Raw genomic sequence first — 19293 nt, forward strand, 5'->3', positions numbered from 1 at the left:
ACGAAGCAAGTAGCATTTAGTGCAGAAAAGATGTTACGTGACATTCCGCATTTTCGATTACAGAATGTAGCCTAGAGACATAACGTTTCCCATGTATTAATGAGAATGTAAAACGTTTATTTTTAGAGGAATCATCCATAACAATGGAAGCACGGAGCAGCCGGCAAATTTTTATACTATCGGGCAATGACCCTGCAGGAAAGCATCGCCGGCCCCACTTCATGGATAGACCGAACGAAGGAATGTATGCGCAATGACGCTGTGAGATGTGGGAGGGTTTGTCGCCATGAGTATAGTGGGATTAAGAGGTGCGATCATAGCAGCAATAAATTCCATTTTTTTCAAAGAGAGAAGGATGGCTTATTAAGTGCACCCTTTTCCATTAAAATCTCTCTAAATCAGTTGGATACCCAGTATAATGTTATGAATAACTCAAAACAAATTATGAAATTCTAAGAAAAGCGAAGAAAACTAGAGAAAACGTTAGTATATAGAGGGAGTATAAAACTTTATGGTTTATAGTATAAGAAAAACGATAGCTTTCGCTATAAAGACTTGGCGATAAGCCAAGTTTTTCTAATACGGCGCTAAAAATATAGTTCAATACTTAAAATTTTTGTTTTTACGTATTACACGCAATTCGTTTTCTGCCAGGAGATTGCTTGCTAAGTTTTCTATTTATGAAAGTATGCAGGCCTTAAGGTAAACGATGCAGACACTTAACTTTGGAAATCTTTGTGTTAACCATATTTTTTATAGAGGTTATTTAAAAAGTCAAAAATGACACTTCCAATTCCTTTGTTGATTTGTTTCTAGCTAGTGCTGATATCTCATGACATACATTCTCCTGATGTTTTCATTTTGAACAAGTATTATAACTGAGTAAAAAAAACTATGTTTTAGTCCTTCGTTAGGTAGGAGTAGAGAATAACTGTAACGGATTTTGCAAAAGCCCCTTGATTGTAAATCGTTTGCACTAGAGCTCTAAATTAAACGTTAACAAGGGGAGATGGGATACAATGAAAAAATTATTTCTTGTTTCAATATTGTTTATTCGATCAGGCTGTCATATTATTGTACTTGATGCTAAAAGTGGTACTGCAAGTGACCAGATTTTTCTTATTATATTTAGTTTTTGGATAATGATGATTGTTGTTAGTACTGTCTTTGTTTTAGTGATTTGGTTTGTTTACAAATACACTAAAATTAGAGAAAGATTAGCTATTTTTTCTTATTACTGGTATTTTGTTGATAGCGTTAGGGTGTTTATTATTATAATTCTATTTGCCTTATTTGTTATAGGTTGTCAAACAATAGAAAAGACATGTAGATAAGTTGTAATCTTTACAAAAAATCTGTCGGTTTAGTTAGCATCTATTTTGTCAAAATGAGTAGTTATCTGTAAATTCTGCCTTTTGACCAGAAAGTTATTGCGCTTCACTCTAAACAGCGATACAATGGAAGGAAATATCAGCTCCAATAGGGGGAATTTCAAGCGTATGGTAACCTTTTTACAAATCTGTCAGGAAACCGAAGAAAAGTTAGGCAGGCAATTACAAGATAATGAAGTAGTTTTTTTGCAATGGGTGTATAGTCGATATTTAGAGGAGTTACCTAAGAAAATGTTAAATGCATAGACAAGATAAAAAATGGAACACCAATAGAAATGTCTCTACTTGAGTTGATAGGGTAAACTGAAAATACAATTTGGAAAGAAACAAGGTCCTGCCATTACAGGACTTTTTATTTGACCAGGAAAGTATATCTATTTATATGGTGGATAGTTTCTTTAAAAGTAGCATTTGAGTGACTAGCAAATTTCGATCTTCTTGCTCCGATAAGTTAACATCGGTTCGAATCTAAGGAAGGCCGACTAAAAGCGGGCTTGCCGCTCAGGCGTCGGCATACCCCTGTTACAGGGACTTGTTTCCTTATTCCACCATATAAGGTTCCCGTAAAGACTCCCGTTTTAAGAGTTATAGAGAAGACGAAGAAGTAAGTAGGAGATAACATTAACATTCAAGCACTCCTTAAAATGAAGTTACACTATATCTATTTCGTAAGCTCAAGGGAAACTGTTTGTTTTCCACTAGAACTCCTAATATAATGAAACTAGGTATTTTAAGGAAGGAAGATAGGCTATGGCAGTAGCTAATGCAACAATTATAAATAAAATGATAACTGAATTAAATAAAGCGAAAGCTGATCCTGAAAATATAACCGAAATGACCAAACGTATTAGTCATGTTCGTTTATTATGTGATTTGCTACTTGAGGAACAACCAAAAACAGTAAATCAGACGGATGAACACACCATTTCACAGCTCGAGCTAAAAGCAATGATCGGAGAACAGGATGCTAGTAAAGTGATCCAGCAACATCAAGTTTCAGGTAATTTATCAAAGCTTGATCATGATGGTGCGAATGGAGACTCGATTTTTGATTTTTAACACTATAGGCAACTATAAAACTTTATGGTTTATAGTATAAGAAAAACTATAGCTTTCGCCATAAAGACTTGGCGATAAGCCAAGTTTTTCTAATAAAGAGGGGGAAGTGCAAGCATGAAGGTATTTTTACTTTTAGGAGTTATAAATGGTTTTTTAGCAGTTGCCTTAGGGGCATTTGGCGCGCACGGCTTAGAAGGAAAACTATCTGAAAGTGCTATTGCCACTTGGGAGAAGGCCGTAACTTATCAAATGTTTCATACGATAGCACTATTAGTAATCGGGCTACTCATGATGAAAGTAAACAGCAATGGAGTTATGTGGGCAGGTTGGATGTTTTTTATTGGTATTGTTTTATTTTCAGGAAGTTTATACATCTATTCGACCACTGCTATTAAAACTTTTGCGATGATTACACCATTTGGGGGAGTTGCATTTCTTATTGGCTGGGTGCTTTTAGGATTATTTATCTTAAAATATGTATGATTGCATAATTAAAGCTGGAACATTAAAGCTACTGCAAATAAAATAAGCAGCAGTGCTCGTACTGCTTGTTTAATGGTGTAGAATGGTTGCATAATAAATACTTGTAATTGAATGAATGTGTCAAAAGCGAGGCTTGCTGCAATTAGTAAAAGGCAAATGATGATAAGGAGCGGATACCCATTTATGAGGGCAATTAACCCAAGAATGGCAGCTCCAAATAATGATACGGACTCCATAAGTATGAATTTTTCATAACTTCGTTTCATCGTATCAGCCTCCCTATCATACCGCTATTACAATTAATTAAACTGAGGAGGGATGACACAGGGGATATTGCCCGCGTCATCCCTTATTTTTCGTCTAGGAAATTATACATTTGTTTTTGTTTAAGAAACGATATCTGTTAGTACATGGTGGATATCTTGTTTTGAAAGTAGCTTCATCTAGCTTAAGCACACTCACGCTGCTAGCAAACTTCGATCTCCTTCCTGGCACGGAAGAAAAAGTGTTTTTTCTTTTTCAGTGACGCCTGAGAACTTAGCTTTTGATCTACTGTTTCAAGGGCAATAAAAGCTACGATAGCGACGCATCGCACGCAGAAAAAGCGTTCTTCTTTTTCAAGGACAGATAAGCTACGACAGCAACACACCGCACGCAGAAAAAGTGCTTTTCTTTTTCAAGGACAAGAAAAGCTACGACAGCGCCGCATCGCACGCAGAAAAAGTGCTTTTCTTTTTCAAGGACAAGAAAAGCTACGACAGCGCCGCATCGCACGCAGAAAAAGTGCTTTTCTTTTTCAAGGAGAAAAGAACTCCTTGAATGAAGTTGCCCTTCCTCCTGTCAGAAGATCTCCGATTTGTACGCTGCTTCACGAGCACTTCAAAGCTTTTGATCAAAGTAGATATTTATCCCGTATTAAGGTGCCGTAAGATTCCCACTTCAAGAGTGATAGGGGAATACAATAAACCTAAGTGGAAGATAATGGCGTCTAAACGCTGTTTCCTTAACAAAAAATGAGTCTATCTCTGACATCGTTTGGATTAGAATCATTGTAAGTCATGCTTGCCGTCGTGCCTTTCTATTGTGCTGTTTTTGATTAGCTAACGTGGTGAATAGGATGCGTTTGCATATGGATAAGCATAGGTTAACTCTTCATCAAAGACAATATAATCAAGATAGATCATAAGTAGTAAATAACGTTTCCCTGTTTGAGGATCACTAATTACAATATGGTCCCGACCTGCTGCTTCAATAATTCCACGAAATACTTTAGCATTCCACTGTTCATTATTTTCAAACGTCATATAGACAGTTGCTTCTTTGCCGCGGTTTAAACGTAAAATATTTTCAATGTAGGATTCTTGATCAGGTAGTATAGCTTGACCCTGAATTGTACTACCTGATACAGGTGGAGTTTGTGCTTGTTGGTAGGTTTGACTTGCAGGCTGTTGCCGCATCGGGTACATAGGATAATAAGCAGGTGAAGTTGTTGGATAATAATAGTAAGGGTATGGCTGGTACGAGCTTACATGCTGACGATTATTTTGATTGTCACTCATAAAAAAACCTCCTTTTATATTTGTAATTTATTCATCGATAAACGGTAGGACATTCTGACGCTAATGGAGCATAAAAGCAATGTGATTTATAGCGTCCTGCATTCCACTGTCCAAACCATTGAGCAGGACAGCCGCCTACAGGCTTAAAAAACCATAAGGAATTTGTGGCAGGATGCTGACGTTCCCCACGGACAACTCTGCGTGCTAAACGTTTATCCTGTTCTCTTGCCCGTTGATAAAAATATCCTTTTTGCGTAGCTTCAAAACCCCCAGGGCTTTGAAATACCATACTGTTAATAGTTCGTATATCTACAAAATCGAGACATACAGCAATAACTCGATTAATTCCGGTATTTCCAACCATTAACATACCTAATTGACCATCACCTTCTGCTTCTGCTCGCATCAGTCTAGCTAACAATGCGATATCATTTTCGGTATGTGCTACAAGCGCCATTTGCATTCCTCATTTCTGTCTAATCTGGTTGCATTAGTATATGTATGAAAAGCTGGGTAGGAATATGTACGATAAAAAATTCAGGCAGAAAAATTTTTCAAAAAGCTTTTTGCCTGAATTAAAATTGGCTTAAGTTTTTAAACTAGTTTTGGTACCAGAATTAGGAGTGTGTCGATTCTCCTGCATCAACATGTAAAACTTGGCCAGTAACAAATCGTGAATCATCAGATGCAAGGTATACATATGTTGGTGCAAGTTCGAATGGCTGTCCTATACGTTGATATAAGTTGGATCCATGTAATACATTTAAGTCGGCAGAAAAACTTGCTGGAATTAATGGTGTCCAAATTTTCCCCGGTGCCACAGCATTGACGCGAATTCCTCGATCAACCAGGTTTTTTGCCAATGATCTGGTCCATCCAACGATCGCTCCTTTGGTTGCTGAATAGTCAATTAATAATGGTTCACCTGAATACGTAACAACTGATGTAGTACCAATAATAGAGCTTCCTGCCGTTAAGTATGGCAGGGCTGCTTTTGTTGTATAAAAATGTGAATAAATGTTAATTTTAAAGGTATGGTCAAATTGTTCGTCAGTAATATCGAGCAGGTCATTTTGTTGAAACTGTATCCCGACATTATTGCAAAGTATATCTAATTGGCCGAATGTATTAATCGTTTTCTCTACAATTCGTTTGCATTGTTGTCTCTCACCCAAATCCCCCGGGAGTAGCAGGCAAGATTGACCATGTGCCTCTATTCGTTGCTTCGTTCGGTTAGCGTCATTGTGCTCGTTCAAGTAAGCAATTGCAACATTTGCCCCTTCTTTGGCAAAGGCAATGGCTACAGCAGCACCAATTCCGCTATCGCCGCCAGTGATTAAAGCTACTTTATTATCCAGTTTCCCACTTCCTTGATAATTGGGGTTCTCAATAATTGGTTTAGGTACCATGAATTCTTCTTGACCAGGATGAATTAACTGACGTTGCTCCGGGTTACTTAAAGGTATTTCTTCATAGCGTGTGATTTTACCATAATTCGGATACATTGGATATGGATATGTTTGTTTATTTTCTTCAAACCAATGCTGGAGCTGATGAATTTCATGTAAATGCTGTTCGGGAGAAAGCTGATGATTGGGTCCGTCTTTTTTCATCATAAATATAACCTCTTTTCTTTTTGTTTCACTAATGTATGTATAGGCGTCCGCGGATGTGAAAGATAAATGGAGCTAAGTGTCCATGCTTCATTTTTAAATAAATAACGTACAATGAAAGAAAGGAGGGATGTGTAATTGGACGTTGTATTTAGCAGTGAAGTGGTTTGGTTATTAATTGGAGGAACACAGAAGAAAGTACGAATGAAATATCTTAATGAGAGTTGGCTCATGCCTGTTATTGGAAGACGACCTCCGTTTTACACTTCTCCGCGCTATGAACCCTATTATTCCCGTATTTGATAAAGAAAAACGCCCTGTTATGTGATGATTTATCACATAATAGGCGTTTTTTAGTTACCAATAGGTTTTCATATTTAAATTAACTATACTTCAAGAAAGGGTACAATATCTTTGTTGCCAAGATGATTTCCGACGAAAAATTCACCAAACTCACCATATTTAGAGCTTACTTCATCAAATCGCATTTCATAAACAATCTTCTTGAATTGCAGTGGATCATGGGCAAATAATGTTACTCCCCATTCCCAATCATCAAAACCAATCGAACCGGTAATAATTTGCGAAACTTTTCCAGCATATTTTCGTCCAGTCATGCTATGTTCATATAGCAGCTTTGCACGAACATCTTTTTCTAATGTGTACCAGTTCTCATCCCCATAACGCCGTCTATCCATTGGGTAGAAGCAAATATGTTCCCATTTTGGCAAAATCGGTCTTAGACGTTTTGCTACCTCAGGAATAAGCTCTGGATGTTCTTCCTTATAAGGACGATATTTTGATAATTCTACTACAGAAAAGTAAGAATGGGCAGGAATTAAAAACTCACCCATTTTCGATTTATTAATTGCTGTTTCAATAGCAGCTAATTCATTCGTAGTCGGTCGGAGAAACATAAACATTAAATCTGCTTTTTGTCCAATAATGTTATAGAGAGCGTGACTTCCGTTTTTAGCTTCTTCTGTTTCATCCCATTCAGCTAATAATTGCCGGATATCATTGATTGCTTCCTTTCGTTCTTCTTCACTGGCTAATTTCCATGAAGTCCAATCGATTGTTCGGAAATCGTGCAGGCTGTACCAGCCATCCATTGTTTCTACTGGCTCTACCATCGTAATCTCCCCTTTAATTAATAATTTGTTTCTATTAAGCGGTTGCTCAAAAACGTCGGGTAAAATGACACATCGAATTTCATTGTTAGCTTGTTTCTCGTTCCTTGGAAAAGAAAAACATTTTCCTGTGTTGGATAGATTTTCGAGGAAGCCGTCAATGTCATGTATTTAATTGTAAATACTCTAGCTATTTAAAACTATCCTTGAACTTTGACTCGACAGGACATGCTACTGTCGGATTATAACAAGGGCCCCTTAATTGACCTTTGCCGACCTCAGGTCAAATTACCCTATTTTTGAAAACGCACTTTGAGCTTACTAAAATACAAATCTGCTTTTACTATAGCATAATTCGGGCAAGCTAAGCATGATATAGACTTTAAAATGGATGATGGATATATAATTGTCATTATACTGTCAAAAAAAGATGGATGCTAGGGAGGAAATGCTTTAATTTAAACACAAAATCATCTACTATTTAAATATAACCATTTAGGAGGTTTAGTAAAAGTGAGTGAATTATTTGAGCAAATGAAAGAAAAAGTGATGAACCAACCCAAATCTATTGTCTTTCCGGAAGGGACAGATCAACGTATATTGACTGCTGCGAGTAAACTTGCTGCTGAAGATGTCTTACTGCCAATTCTAATTGGAGAAAAGTCAAGCATAAAACAGAAGGCAGAAGAAGCAGGTGTAGATATTACTCGTTGCAAAATAATGGATCCAAAAGAGTTCGCTGAGTTTGATTTAATGGTTGAAACATTTGTGGAGCGTCGTAAAGGAAAAGCAACCAAAGAAGATGCGGAAAAGATACTTTTAGATGAGAATTATTTTGGCACCATGCTTGTTTATATGAATCAAGCAGATGGTCTTGTAAGTGGTGCAGCTCATTCTACTGCAGATACGGTAAGACCAGCACTGCAAATTATTAAAACAAAAGAAGGGGTTAAGAAAACATCTGGTGTTTTTGTCATGGTTCGCGGCGAAGAAAAGTATGTCTTTGCTGATTGTGCGATCAACATAACTCCCGATAGTCAAGACCTTGCGGAAATAGCAGTGGAAAGTGCGGAAACAGCTAAACTATTTGGTATCCAGCCACGTGTTGCTATGTTGAGCTTCTCGACGAAGGGTTCAGCAAAATCTGAAGAAACGGAACGGGTAGTAGAAGCACTAAAATTAGCGAAGGAAAAAAATCCGTCACTTGTGATCGATGGTGAGTTTCAATTTGATGCAGCGTTCGTACCAAGTGTTGCAAAGCAAAAAGCTCCGGGGGCTGTACTGCAAGGAGATGCGAGTGTATTTATTTTTCCAAGCCTTGAAGCAGGGAATATAGGTTATAAAATTGCTCAACGATTAGGGAACTTTGAAGCAGTAGGACCAATTTTACAAGGTTTGAACAAGCCGGTAAATGATCTATCACGCGGATGTGATGCAGAGGATGTTTATAATTTAGCACTAATTACAGCTGCTCAAGCTTAATAACCTGGAAGATAAATAATTATGTACCCTATAGTGAACTTATTCACGAAGTTTAACTATAGGGTACTTTTTATCGTTTTCCGATGGCAAAGAAGTAGTTGCTGTATCTAAAACTTTTGCTAGTTCTCAACTATGTTCATATTGTGGATACCAAAATAAAGACGTTAAGAATCTAAACCTTCGTGAGTAGGACTGCCCTTCTTATGGCACACATCACGATCGTGATATTAACGCAGGACAAAATCTTAAAAATGAAGCTATAAGACTTTTAACCGTTGGAATGACGGGGATAGCTTAATCAATTAGGATTTGATAGAAACCTTTACTTAAGAATCTCCCACTTCAATCAGATCACAAGGTCGATAAGTGGGAGTAGTTGTGCGAAACGTTTCCTTATAAGTGCATATGCATGAAATAGGAGGATTGCTATCAAGCAATTATAACTGATTAACTGAAACTCGGAATGAAAGCCTTCATGTTGGGCTGAAACGAGTTATCTAATACTCCTACATGCATGGGATAATAGTAGTTTGAACATGTATGAAGCTAGGTGAAGTCGGCTGAAATAAACCTAAGTCGCTTACAAAGGATATGGATTATGATAGGTCGGGATGCTATAAAATATCTATGGTGAGAATGTCCAGAAAAGGACTGACAAACTTACGAATGTACGGGTCTAAAACCACATTACTTATCGAAAGATGTAACCTGCAAAATTGCAGGGTCAACCACCGAAAAGTATGGATAACTACTAAGAAATTCGGAATACCTAACAATGAAGGTATAGAGTTGACAGGTCTAGAGTAAGCATCTACGGATATATGTAAAGCTAGGTTAATTGGAACGTTGTAAGCAAGGAACATCTATCTAAAACGACTACTATCGAAATGGTGTCTATAAGGTAATAACTGAAATGACTTTATTCTTGTGAAAGTAGGGATACAGTACCGATGAAACGTCTAACTAACGTGGAGGGATAGTCCCAAGTCTTGTTCTTTGATAACTAAATCAACTAAATGAAACTCACAGGGTCGAGTAGGATGATGGGACTTTTCCAAAGAAAGGGGAAACAATCCATCGGTGAGTACGACATTACGACATGCAGAATATTATGATATGCAAAATATATACGATAATCTCTATGAGCGAAGTAAGAATAACGCCACAAAAGGATTGAGATTATATGAACATATCATATCAAAAGACAATATTTTACTAGCTTACAGAAACATCAAGGCTAACACAGGTTCTAAAACAGCAGGAACAGATGGTGTAACTATTGACCAATACAAAATAGAAAATGTTGAATCATTTGTTGAAGACATAAGAAATACTTTAGAAAATTATAAACCCCAAACAATTAGAAGAGTTGAAATACTGAAACCAAATGGAAAGAAACGTCCATTAGGTATACCGACTATGAGGGATAGACTTATTCAACAGATGTTCAAACAGGTATTAGAGCCAATTTGTGAAGCGAAATTCTACAATCATTCATATGGTTTTAGACCGAATAGGTCAACTCATCATGCAATGGCAAGATGTCAATATCTAATAAATAAAACTGACCACCATCATGTAGTAGATATAGATATACAAGGTTTCTTTGATAATGTAAACCATACTAGACTATTAGAACAAATGTATAGAATAGGTGTCAAAGACAAACGAGTCCTTTCAATTGTATCCAAAATGTTAAAAGCACCCATACAAGGTCAAGGGATACCAACCAAAGGAACGCCACAAGGTGGTATCTTATCACCATTACTGTCAAACATTGTTCTAAATGACCTAGACTGGTGGATAGCTAATCAATGGGAAAAAATGAAAACGGGTTTTAAATACAAAAACCAAACTATTAAGATTCGGATGCTAAAGAAGTCGAATTTAAAACAAATGTACATCGTTAGATATGCAGATGATTTTAAAATTTTCACGAGTTCTCATAAATCAGCGATTAAAATATCCCATGCAGTAAAGGGATACCTCAAAAACCAATTAAACCTTGATATATCAACCGAGAAATCAACAATAACCAATTTAAGAAGAAGAAAATCAGAGTTTCTGGGTTTCTCTCTTAAAGCAGTATGTAAAGGCAATAAAATTGTAGCGAATACGCACATCATGGATAAGAAAATAAAAAACATCTTAGAAAAATCTAGAAAGCTGATTCATGATATTAGGAGAAACCCCACACCCAAGAACATCAATCGCTATAATTCATACATTCTTGGTATTAAAAACTACTACAAAATAGCGACACACATAAATTTGGATTTTGCAAATATAGACCATCGACTGTATCGAACCCTTCACAATTGTCTAAAATCAATAGGAAAATATGGAATACCTATTAAACCTTCTGAAACGTACAAGCGACTCCATAAGAATAAATTCAGAACGTTTGAAATAGCAGGTATCTATTTATATCCTCTAAAAGATATACAAACTAAGAACGCTATGAACTTCAGTCAAGATATATGTAACTACACAAAAGATGGAAGGATTAAACTTCATCAGAAACTTAAAACCGACATTGCAATAGAAATCTACAAAATGCTACAAACATCTTATGAGAATGAAAACTTAGAATATGCAGATAATAGAATCTCAAGATACTCTATGCAATTAGGAAAATGTACAGTAACAGGAAAATTTTTACTTGCAAATGAAGTTCACTGTCATCACAAGATACCACGACACATGGGTGGAACAGATAAATTCAGTAATCTCGTAGTAGTCCATGAAAATATTCATAGATTAATTCATGCCACAGATAAAAAGACGATTGAGCAATATAGGAAAATTCTCCAATTGGATGGAAAACAATTGGAGAAAATAAATCAATTTCGTAAAGTTTGTAATTTAGTTGCTTTAGCATAAAAGAATAAGATGGAACGCCCAATGCGGTGAAAGTCGCACGTTGGGTGTGGAGCAGGGGAAAAGATGGCGATTACATCAAAGTCTTACCTATTGCTATCAAGAGAGTTCCTTTTCCTAATACAATAATTATCTATGGATATGTTCATTTCGTTTCTTCATTTGTGCTAGTCTTTTTGTATAGTCTCGATATTCTGATTCGCTGAAAGATGATTTTACCACTTGTTGATTTGCTTCTTCCAATGCTGTTATGACACGTTTCTTCATATCCTCAATCGTTAAAGGAGTGTCTAGTAATTGAGATAAAGAGCACATCACATGAGGATCGACTTGTGGATAGGAAAATTTAGTTGCTTCTCCCTTTTTACTGATGGCGTAGAAATCTCGAATAAGACTAGCTCGTTTATAGCTATTTCCTTCTACATCGAGATAAATTTGCACCGCGGCGCCATCTTTTACCCGCCGCTGAGAAATTCCGGCAAATTTCTTTCCGTTAATACTTAAATCATAATCACCTGGACAATAGGAATGAACGATTTCATAAGCCTTAATTTCATCAGTTAAATCCCTTAATAGATACTGTATAAAGCTCACCATTGCTTTATAGCCATCATGAATCGACAGTTCCTTTACTCCGGGCAAAATAAAGGATATATTTAGTACACCATGATCCAACGCAACTGCAAGTCCCCCAGAATTACGAATGACGACATCAAAATCAGCCTTACGTAATAGATCAACACCTTCTTTGACATGAGGGAGCTTACCATCAGGAATCCCCAATACAATTGTATTCTCATGCACCCAAAGGCGGATGATCGGAGGAGAAAGCCGGTTACTAACTGAAAGTGCTAATGCATCGTCAATAGCAAAAGAATGTAGTGCTGTGTAAGGTTCATAATGAAACGTTTGCAGCGATGTATGGTCTAAATAGCGAATGGTGTGATGTGCGATAATGTCTTTCCAATTTTTCATAAGCAACTCCTGACTTTCTTTTATCTTTATCCCGCATGTAAGGTGCCGTAAGACTCCCACTTCAAGACCTTGAGTTGATACAAAAGGTCTAAGTGGGAGAAAACGGCACCTAAATGCCCGATTCGTTCAACTAACATTCAGTAGGAGATGGAAGAAAACTCCTACTGAATGAAGTTTCACTTTATCCTTTTTTATTCGGCTTATCTATTATATAATAAAAAGAAATAGTCGAAAAGAAACGGATGAATCAGACATGGCATATAAGGATGAGCAGCTCCACGAGGAAAAGGTTTTCAAAGATCCCGTACACCGTTATGTTCATGTAAGAGATAAGGTGATTTGGGATTTAATTGCTACCCCGGAGTTTCAACGGTTGCGAAGAATTAAGCAGCTAGGCACTACAAATTTAACATTTCACGGTGCAGAACATAGTCGTTTTAATCACTCGCTTGGAGTTTATGAAATTGTCAGAAGAATCATATCGAACTTTGAAGGGCGTCCACATTGGAATAAAGAGGAGCGTCTTCTTTGTTTATGTGCGGCTTTATTACATGATTTAGGTCACGGTCCATTTTCCCACTCCTTTGAAAAAGTATTTAAACTGGACCATGAGTATTTTACACAACAAATTATTTTAGGGAATACAGAAGTAAATGCTATTTTAGAGCGAGTAGAAAAGGGATTTAGTCAAGATGTTTCCGATGTGATTGCTAAAACATACCGTGATAAATTAGTCGTCAGTTTAATCTCCAGTCAAATTGATGCTGACAGAATGGATTACCTGCAGCGTGATGCCTATTTTACCGGGGTCAGCTATGGGCATTTTGATATGGAACGAATTCTTCGAGTTATGCGACCAATGGAGGATCAAGTAGTAATTAAGTCAACAGGGATGCACGCTGTTGAAGATTATATTATGAGCCGTTATCAAATGTACTGGCAAGTTTATTTTCATCCGGTAACAAGAAGTGCGGAAGTTATTCTGTGTAAAATACTACAGCGTGCGAAAGTACTGTATGAAGATACAACATACGAATTCAAGTTAAAGCCCACTCATTTTGAATCGTTTTTTACAGGGAATGTGAAGCTTGAGGACTATTTAAAATTAGATGAAGGTATTGTCTCTTATTATTTTCAGTTATGGCAAGAAGAAGATGATGTTATCCTTCGTGATCTTTGTGAGCGATTTATGAATCGCCGTTTATTTAAATATGTTGAGTTTAATCCCAACTTACAAATGAATGATTGGATGGAACTGCATCAATTATTTACAGAAACAAATATTGACCCGGCCTATTATTTAGTTGTTGATTCGTCTTCTGATTTACCATATGATTTTTACCGTCCAGGTGAAGAGGAAGAACGTTTGCCAATTCATTTATTAATGCCAAATGGGGAGTTACGAGAATTATCACGAGAGTCCGATATTGTTGAAGCAATTTCTGGAAAGAAGCGAACCGATCATAAGCTCTATTATCCTCATGATTTTTTAGAAAACTTAGAGGATGAGCAGAAAAAGGTGCGGATGAAAGAAATATTATCTGGTCAGGGAGAGGTAAAACATGTTAACTAACCATGCAAAATTAATGCAATTTTTTTCGGTAGTAAATGAAGTAACAGGAAGAAAAAAACTGCAAAAGATGATTTATATTTTGCAAAAATGCAATATACCTTTTGAGGAGAAATACGCATTTCATTTTTACGGTCCTTATTCAGAAGAGTTAACGCTGCGTGTAGAAGAATTATGTAATTTAGGTTTTATAAAGGAAGCTAAGGAAGAAAAAAGCAATTATTATCAATATCACTACACGATTACGGAAGATGGAGCAGCTTTTTTAGAACAATTTAAAATGGACATGCCTGATTTTTCTGCACAAGTAAAAGCGATGCAAGAAAAAAGTTCCCGTTTTTTAGAGTTAGTTGCTACGCTTCTTTACTTTGATGACTTACCACTTGAAGAATCGATTGCTAAAGTTTATACAGTCAAGCCAAAGCAAAAATATACCGATGAAGAAATTCAAGATGCATTGGCCTTTATCGATGATATTCGTCATTAAAGGATATTCTAAATGAAAGTATACGAGAGGCATAATGAATGTCATTGTTAAAAGTTTTTAATACAGAGACCCTTCATAACGTGAAGAGTTTTTCATCACGCTTCTTGTAGTATACATACTCGTATGTATTTGGATACGGAGTACATGCTATGTAAGTTAAACCTATGCTACAATGGAAACCACATACATTGGAGAAGGAGGGGTTAAATGAATTCCGATCAATCTTCGAATCAGAAAAAGAATAGATTTACAATTATTAAAGATGATTCCACAGATGGCCATGGCGGCTACGGCTATGGTTCCATCAGCTTAGAGAATATGTCTTCCGTAATCGTTGACCCGAATGAGAATAAAGCATATGTTGATATGGCAGCGATGCATGCGCGGAGTGATATTGAACGTCGAGTTAAATATTTCTCCGATAAAGGTGAGGTACCTAATGGTAAGCTTTATTGGATTGTATGGGTAAATATCGACCGTAACGAAACCGGTCCTTACTATGCCGGTGTGGCTGGAAGCGAGCTACGTGTTGATAAACCGAATAAGCGTGCATATAAATCAATGCCTGAGCATGTGACACATATGGAAAAATCACTAAAAGGAAAAGTAGTCGTTGATCATATGGATGATCATTCTAAAAAATTATTAAAGGACTTTTTAGTTGAGTTTAATCAAGATATGTGGAACAATTCTTCAGAAGAATTAAAGTCAGCTCTGCCAGAGTAAGCTATCTTAAGGTAATATAGATGTTTTTACTTTAGGAAACACTTTTTATTGTCATGAAATTAATTTCCTGACGCTAATAAAAAATGAATAATTTGTGACTTTGTTATGAACATATTGATTTTTCCTTGTACTTTGTAAAGGAAGTTTGTAAAATATAGGCTACATGGGCTTACTCATGTATTACTAGGACAAAAAAGAGGCTGAATTCAGACTTGCTGGATTCAGCCCCTTTTTCCTTTAAAAAGCACGCTAAAAATGACACATTGAATTTCTTCGCACATTAGAACGTATAAAATTTTAATGTTGTAGTTCATTCAACGTAGTTAAAAAATTTTAAGTTCTAAATATAAGTGTAATTAGGTCAGCGACGCATCGTGGTTTTTCAAGGACAAGGAAATCTACGTTAGCGACACATCGCGGTTTTTCAAGGACGCCTGAGACGTTAGCCGACCTTGGTCCTTTTTATACTATAGGAAAGTATAAAACTTTATGGTTTATAGTATAAGAAAAACTATCGCTTTCGCCATAAAGACTTGGCGACAAGCCAAGTTTTTCTAATCCCTTTTTGAACACGCTTTTTAATGAAAAAGGTCAAAAACTTTTTCCAAGATGCTTTTGTTTTTAGGCTTTGGATCGGTTTTATTTGGTGAATCTTCCGGAAAGTGAAGTGAACAATATTCTTTCGGTTCATTTCCTTTTTCGAAAAACATAACTCTGCTTGATGAACAATAAGGAGTGGCGCGTTGTCCAGTAGCAGGGTCAACAGGAACACCAATAACTCCTGAAGGGATAGGGAAACTGCTTTTTGGCAAATCTTGATGAGCAGCATCCATAAAACCAGCCCATATATCTTTGGCATAACTTGTTTCTTCTACTTGCTCTATTTTTCTGTTATCGTCATAACCTACCCAAATACCAGTAACAATAAACGGGCTAAATCCAATCATCCAACTATCGGAGTCTGTCGACCCTGATTTTCCTGCATATGTGCGGTCGAGTTGGTCAATAATGGAAGAGCCTGTTACTTGCATATAGCCGTCAAGAGAATGGTCAAACATTCCTGTCAGTAAATGGGCCAGGATATATGTCTTCTTTTTATCAAGAATTTGCTCTTGGGGGTTATTCGGTCGTTCATAGATTGTCTTACCTTCTCGATTAACAATTTTTTTGACCGCATACGGATCTACTTGTTTCCCCCCATTTGCAATCATTCCATAACCGCGAACCATTTCCTTCATTGATACAATTTCTGTCCCAAGCGCTAAAGATGGAATCGGACTAAGCTTACTAGAAAAGCCAAATTGCTTAGCTGTATCAACGACATTTTCTGGGCCCACATACATATTGGTCTTCACGGCATAAATATTATCCGAAAGAGCCAAAGCTTGGGCAAGCGAAATAGGTTTATTTGCATAATACCCATTAAAGTTACCCGGTTGATATACTTTACCTTCAGACAGTTCAAATGTAGTTGGTTTACTCATTAACATCGTTGTTGCATTATATCCATGTTCCAATGCTGTATAATAGACAAATGGTTTGAAGGCAGAGCCGGGCATTCGCTTTGCACGGATTGCCCGATTAAAGGTACTTTTATCATAGTTACGACCACCAACCATAGCGATGATTTCTCCGGTTTGTGGGTCGATAGCGAGCCCACCTGCCTGGATCTCGCTGGAATTAGTAATAGTAGTTTTTAGCTCTTTTTCAAGTTTTAACTGACGATCTTTGTTTAATGTAGTGTGAATCCGATACCCTCTCGATCGAACTTCATCAGCATCCAGATTTAATACTTTACTTGCTTCCTGAATGGCGAAATCCTGAAAGTAGGCACCTGGATTTGTTTGTTTTTTCTCTTTTGATTGTCGATATGTTAATCGTTGTTGTTTAGCTTGTTTATACTCATCTGAACTAATTTTATTTTGTGATAGCATTGTTTTTAAAATATGGTGTTGCCTTTGGTTTGCCTTTATATCATTATTGAATGGAGAGTAGTAGGTTGGGCCTTTAGGAATACCTGCGAGCATAGTAGATTCTGCCAAGGAAAGTTCATTGGCTGATTTATTAAAAAAGACTTCACTAGCAGCTTCAATCCCATATGCACCATGACCGTAGTAAATCGTATTTAGGTAGCCTTCCAGTATCTCTGATTTCGAATAGAACATTTCCAAACGAATGGTAAAGAACGCCTCTTTTATTTTTCGTAACCATGTTTTTTCGTGGGTTAAGTATAAGTTTCTTGCGTACTGTTGTGTTAATGTACTTGCACCTTCTTTAAGCGAGAAAGACTTTATATTTTCAATAACTGCACCGAAAATTCGCTTTAAATCAAAACCATTATGATCGTAAAAATGCCGATCTTCAATGGTAAGCGTTGCCTGTACAGCGTCATCAGCAATATCATCAAGCTTTACCCATTCTTCGTTATTTAGCTCACTTGTTTTGCCAATGACTTCTCCATCACTACTGTATAGAACGGTTTTTTGGTCAAGTGATAATGGTGGGGGACCAAGCAGAAAGCTAATGAAGTAGATGCTAGCAATAAATGTTATACCTATTGCAAAAAAGATACCTGATCCGAGCAGGATAAATTTGTGTTTATGTTTTCTTCTATGTTTGTTCATAACCTTTTCCCTCTTTAAAAGTTTACAACTAATACCATTATGGGAAAACAAACGAGCAAATAAACGTACGAACGATCCTTTATTAAATCAAATAGTAATCCCCAACCTTCATGCATCGTTGAAGTATAAAGGTTGGGGATTATATGTTAAATTTATTTTATTTTTTACCTTGAAAAGATAAAGTTGATTCCCTATGTGCAAGATCTCTAGATTTTACGAGGAAGTACCAACCGGTAGGAAGCTTTACCGGTTCATCTAAGTTTCTATTGAGTTTATTCATCAGGTAAATTATGGAATATACGTGCCTGAACTGCTTTTAATGTTTCAACTGATTTAGCGAATTTTTCCTTTTCATCTTGATCTAATGAAAAATCGGCGATGCGCTTAACACCGGTTCGATCGATAATAGAGGGAACGCCAATAAATACATCCTCGTAACCATGTTCTCCCTCTAATAAAGATCCTACTGGTAATACAACTTGTTCATTATTTAAGATCGCCTTCGTGATTCGTGCTAATGCTATCCCAATGCCGTAATACGTAGCTCCTTTTAAACCAATAATTTCATAAGCTGCATTGCGAACTTTGGCTGAAATTTCAGTTTTTTGTTCTTTGGATAGTTTTTCTGCAATAAGTGATCCTGAAATGTTAGCTGTACTCCAAACCGGGAGTTGTGAATCACCATGTTCTCCGACAATGTAACCATGAACACTTGTAGGGGCAGTTGCAAATGTTTGGCTTAATAAGTAGCGAAATCGAGCTGAATCTAATATCGTACCGGTACCAATAATTCGTTCTTTTGGCAAATTAGAAAATTTCCATGTCGCGTAGGACAAAATATCGACTGGATTGGTAGCAACAATAAAAATTCCGTTAAAACCAGCATTCATAATAGATGTGACCATGGACTGAAAAATCTTTACATTTTTATTAACTAGGTCTAGCCTTGTTTCTCCCGGCTTTTGCGCAGCCCCGGCACAGATAACAACTAATGCAGCATCGTTACAATCTTCATAGGTTCCATGCTTAATTTTTATTACACTAGGAGCGTAGACAACTCCATGACTCAAGTCCATTACTTCTCCTTCCGTTTTCTTCGTATTGATATCTACTAAGATAAGTTCATTGCTTAACCCTTGATTTATTAGTGCATAAGCATAACTTGATCCAACTGCACCTGTGCCAACAAGAACAATTTTATTTCCTGGTGTAATATTCATTAAGAAGACCTCCATCAATGTTTGTTCTGTTAAATTTGAAGTATTTGCTTTCCCAAATGTAAGAAAGTACTTCAGCATCTGTTTTAAAAAAAAT

The 19293-nt window shown here is 36.7% G+C and carries 19 protein-coding genes and 1 pseudogene; 12 read left to right on the plus strand and 8 right to left on the minus strand.

Annotated elements, in window-relative coordinates; translation table 11 throughout:
• The first annotated feature begins 1019 nt into the window (after positions 1 to 1019).
• From KQI21_RS14250 to KQI21_RS14265, 4 genes are all read left to right on the plus strand, one after another.
• Positions 1020 to 1334: a cytochrome c oxidase subunit II gene (locus tag KQI21_RS14250; protein WP_216484887.1), complete on the plus strand. Its 315-nt coding sequence runs from the start codon at positions 1020 to 1022 to the stop codon at positions 1332 to 1334.
• Positions 1335 to 1499: 165 nt separating this feature from the next.
• Positions 1500 to 1637 (plus strand): hypothetical protein, encoded by a 138-nt coding sequence (locus KQI21_RS14255; RefSeq protein WP_179104300.1) that lies wholly within the window; start codon positions 1500 to 1502, stop codon positions 1635 to 1637.
• A gap of 504 nt (positions 1638 to 2141) precedes the next feature.
• A complete protein-coding gene (locus KQI21_RS14260) occupies positions 2142 to 2450 on the plus strand; it encodes a YwdI family protein (RefSeq protein WP_216484889.1) in 309 nt (102 codons plus the stop codon).
• Positions 2451 to 2564: 114 nt separating this feature from the next.
• Complete coding sequence (locus KQI21_RS14265; RefSeq protein WP_216484891.1) at positions 2565 to 2933, plus strand: DUF423 domain-containing protein; 369 nt, start codon at positions 2565 to 2567, stop codon at positions 2931 to 2933.
• Between the two features lie 8 nt (positions 2934 to 2941).
• Here KQI21_RS14265 and KQI21_RS14270 read toward each other — a convergent pair whose 3' ends face one another.
• Entirely contained in the window at positions 2942 to 3199 is a 258-nt protein-coding gene (locus tag KQI21_RS14270; RefSeq protein ID WP_216484892.1) for a hypothetical protein, read from the minus strand.
• A 397-nt stretch (positions 3200 to 3596) separates the two neighbouring features.
• Between KQI21_RS14270 and KQI21_RS14275 the strand changes: the two genes are divergently transcribed.
• Positions 3597 to 3752, plus strand: a complete 156-nt coding sequence (locus KQI21_RS14275) for a hypothetical protein (protein WP_216484893.1) — start codon at positions 3597 to 3599, stop codon at positions 3750 to 3752.
• Between the two features lie 281 nt (positions 3753 to 4033).
• Here KQI21_RS14275 and gerQ read toward each other — a convergent pair whose 3' ends face one another.
• The 3 genes from gerQ to KQI21_RS14290 all read right to left on the minus strand — a co-directional run bounded on the left by gerQ (position 4034) and on the right by KQI21_RS14290 (position 6108).
• Positions 4034 to 4492 carry a spore coat protein GerQ gene (gene gerQ / locus KQI21_RS14280; protein WP_216484895.1) on the minus strand — a complete coding sequence of 153 codons (459 nt, stop codon included), beginning with the start codon at positions 4490 to 4492 and terminating at the stop codon, positions 4034 to 4036.
• Between the two features lie 31 nt (positions 4493 to 4523).
• Positions 4524 to 4949: a cell wall hydrolase gene (locus KQI21_RS14285; RefSeq protein ID WP_216484896.1), complete on the minus strand. Its 426-nt coding sequence runs from the start codon at positions 4947 to 4949 to the stop codon at positions 4524 to 4526.
• Between the two features lie 160 nt (positions 4950 to 5109).
• Entirely contained in the window at positions 5110 to 6108 is a 999-nt protein-coding gene (locus tag KQI21_RS14290) for an SDR family oxidoreductase (protein WP_253291531.1), read from the minus strand.
• A gap of 135 nt (positions 6109 to 6243) precedes the next feature.
• Here KQI21_RS14290 and KQI21_RS14295 point away from each other — a divergent pair, with 135 nt between their 5' ends.
• Complete coding sequence (locus tag KQI21_RS14295) at positions 6244 to 6408, plus strand: hypothetical protein (protein ID WP_216484898.1); 165 nt, start codon at positions 6244 to 6246, stop codon at positions 6406 to 6408.
• A gap of 83 nt (positions 6409 to 6491) precedes the next feature.
• Here KQI21_RS14295 and hemQ read toward each other — a convergent pair whose 3' ends face one another.
• Positions 6492 to 7238, minus strand: a complete 747-nt coding sequence (gene hemQ, locus KQI21_RS14300; protein ID WP_216484899.1) for a hydrogen peroxide-dependent heme synthase — start codon at positions 7236 to 7238, stop codon at positions 6492 to 6494.
• A gap of 510 nt (positions 7239 to 7748) precedes the next feature.
• Between hemQ and pta the strand changes: the two genes are divergently transcribed.
• From pta to ltrA, 3 genes and pseudogenes are all read left to right on the plus strand, one after another.
• Positions 7749 to 8717 carry a phosphate acetyltransferase gene (pta, locus tag KQI21_RS14305; RefSeq protein WP_216484901.1) on the plus strand — a complete coding sequence of 323 codons (969 nt, stop codon included), beginning with the start codon at positions 7749 to 7751 and terminating at the stop codon, positions 8715 to 8717.
• A gap of 85 nt (positions 8718 to 8802) precedes the next feature.
• Positions 8803 to 9015 (plus strand): annotated as a pseudogene (locus KQI21_RS14310) (zinc ribbon domain-containing protein); the annotation flags it as partial.
• Positions 9016 to 9797: 782 nt separating this feature from the next.
• Positions 9798 to 11600, plus strand: a complete 1803-nt coding sequence (gene ltrA / locus KQI21_RS14315; protein WP_216484902.1) for a group II intron reverse transcriptase/maturase — start codon at positions 9798 to 9800, stop codon at positions 11598 to 11600.
• 126 nt (positions 11601 to 11726) lie between these two features.
• Here the strand turns inward: ltrA and KQI21_RS14320 are convergent, their stop codons facing one another.
• A complete protein-coding gene (locus tag KQI21_RS14320; protein ID WP_216484904.1) occupies positions 11727 to 12572 on the minus strand; it encodes a lipoate--protein ligase family protein in 846 nt (281 codons plus the stop codon).
• A gap of 253 nt (positions 12573 to 12825) precedes the next feature.
• Here KQI21_RS14320 and KQI21_RS14325 point away from each other — a divergent pair, with 253 nt between their 5' ends.
• From KQI21_RS14325 to KQI21_RS14335, 3 genes are all read left to right on the plus strand, one after another.
• Entirely contained in the window at positions 12826 to 14145 is a 1320-nt protein-coding gene (locus tag KQI21_RS14325) for an HD domain-containing protein (protein WP_216484906.1), read from the plus strand.
• Entirely contained in the window at positions 14135 to 14629 is a 495-nt protein-coding gene (locus KQI21_RS14330; protein WP_216484908.1) for a YwgA family protein, read from the plus strand. Before KQI21_RS14325 ends, KQI21_RS14330 begins: the two co-directional genes overlap by 11 nt.
• A 207-nt stretch (positions 14630 to 14836) precedes the next feature.
• Positions 14837 to 15355, plus strand: a complete 519-nt coding sequence (locus KQI21_RS14335) for a YwhD family protein (RefSeq protein ID WP_216484909.1) — start codon at positions 14837 to 14839, stop codon at positions 15353 to 15355.
• A gap of 578 nt (positions 15356 to 15933) precedes the next feature.
• Here KQI21_RS14335 and KQI21_RS14340 read toward each other — a convergent pair.
• Together KQI21_RS14340 and KQI21_RS14345 are read right to left on the minus strand one after the other, a co-directional pair.
• A complete protein-coding gene (locus KQI21_RS14340; RefSeq protein WP_216484910.1) occupies positions 15934 to 17979 on the minus strand; it encodes a transglycosylase domain-containing protein in 2046 nt (681 codons plus the stop codon).
• A 272-nt stretch (positions 17980 to 18251) separates the two neighbouring features.
• On the minus strand, positions 18252 to 19199 hold the full coding sequence (locus tag KQI21_RS14345; protein WP_216484912.1) for an L-lactate dehydrogenase: 948 nt from the start codon (positions 19197 to 19199) through the stop codon (positions 18252 to 18254).
• Between the last annotated feature and the right edge of the window lie 94 nt (positions 19200 to 19293).

Origin of the sequence: Virgibacillus proomii, from assembly GCF_018916875.1 — a bacterium.
GTDB lineage: Bacteria > Bacillota > Bacilli > Bacillales > Amphibacillaceae > Virgibacillus > Virgibacillus proomii_B.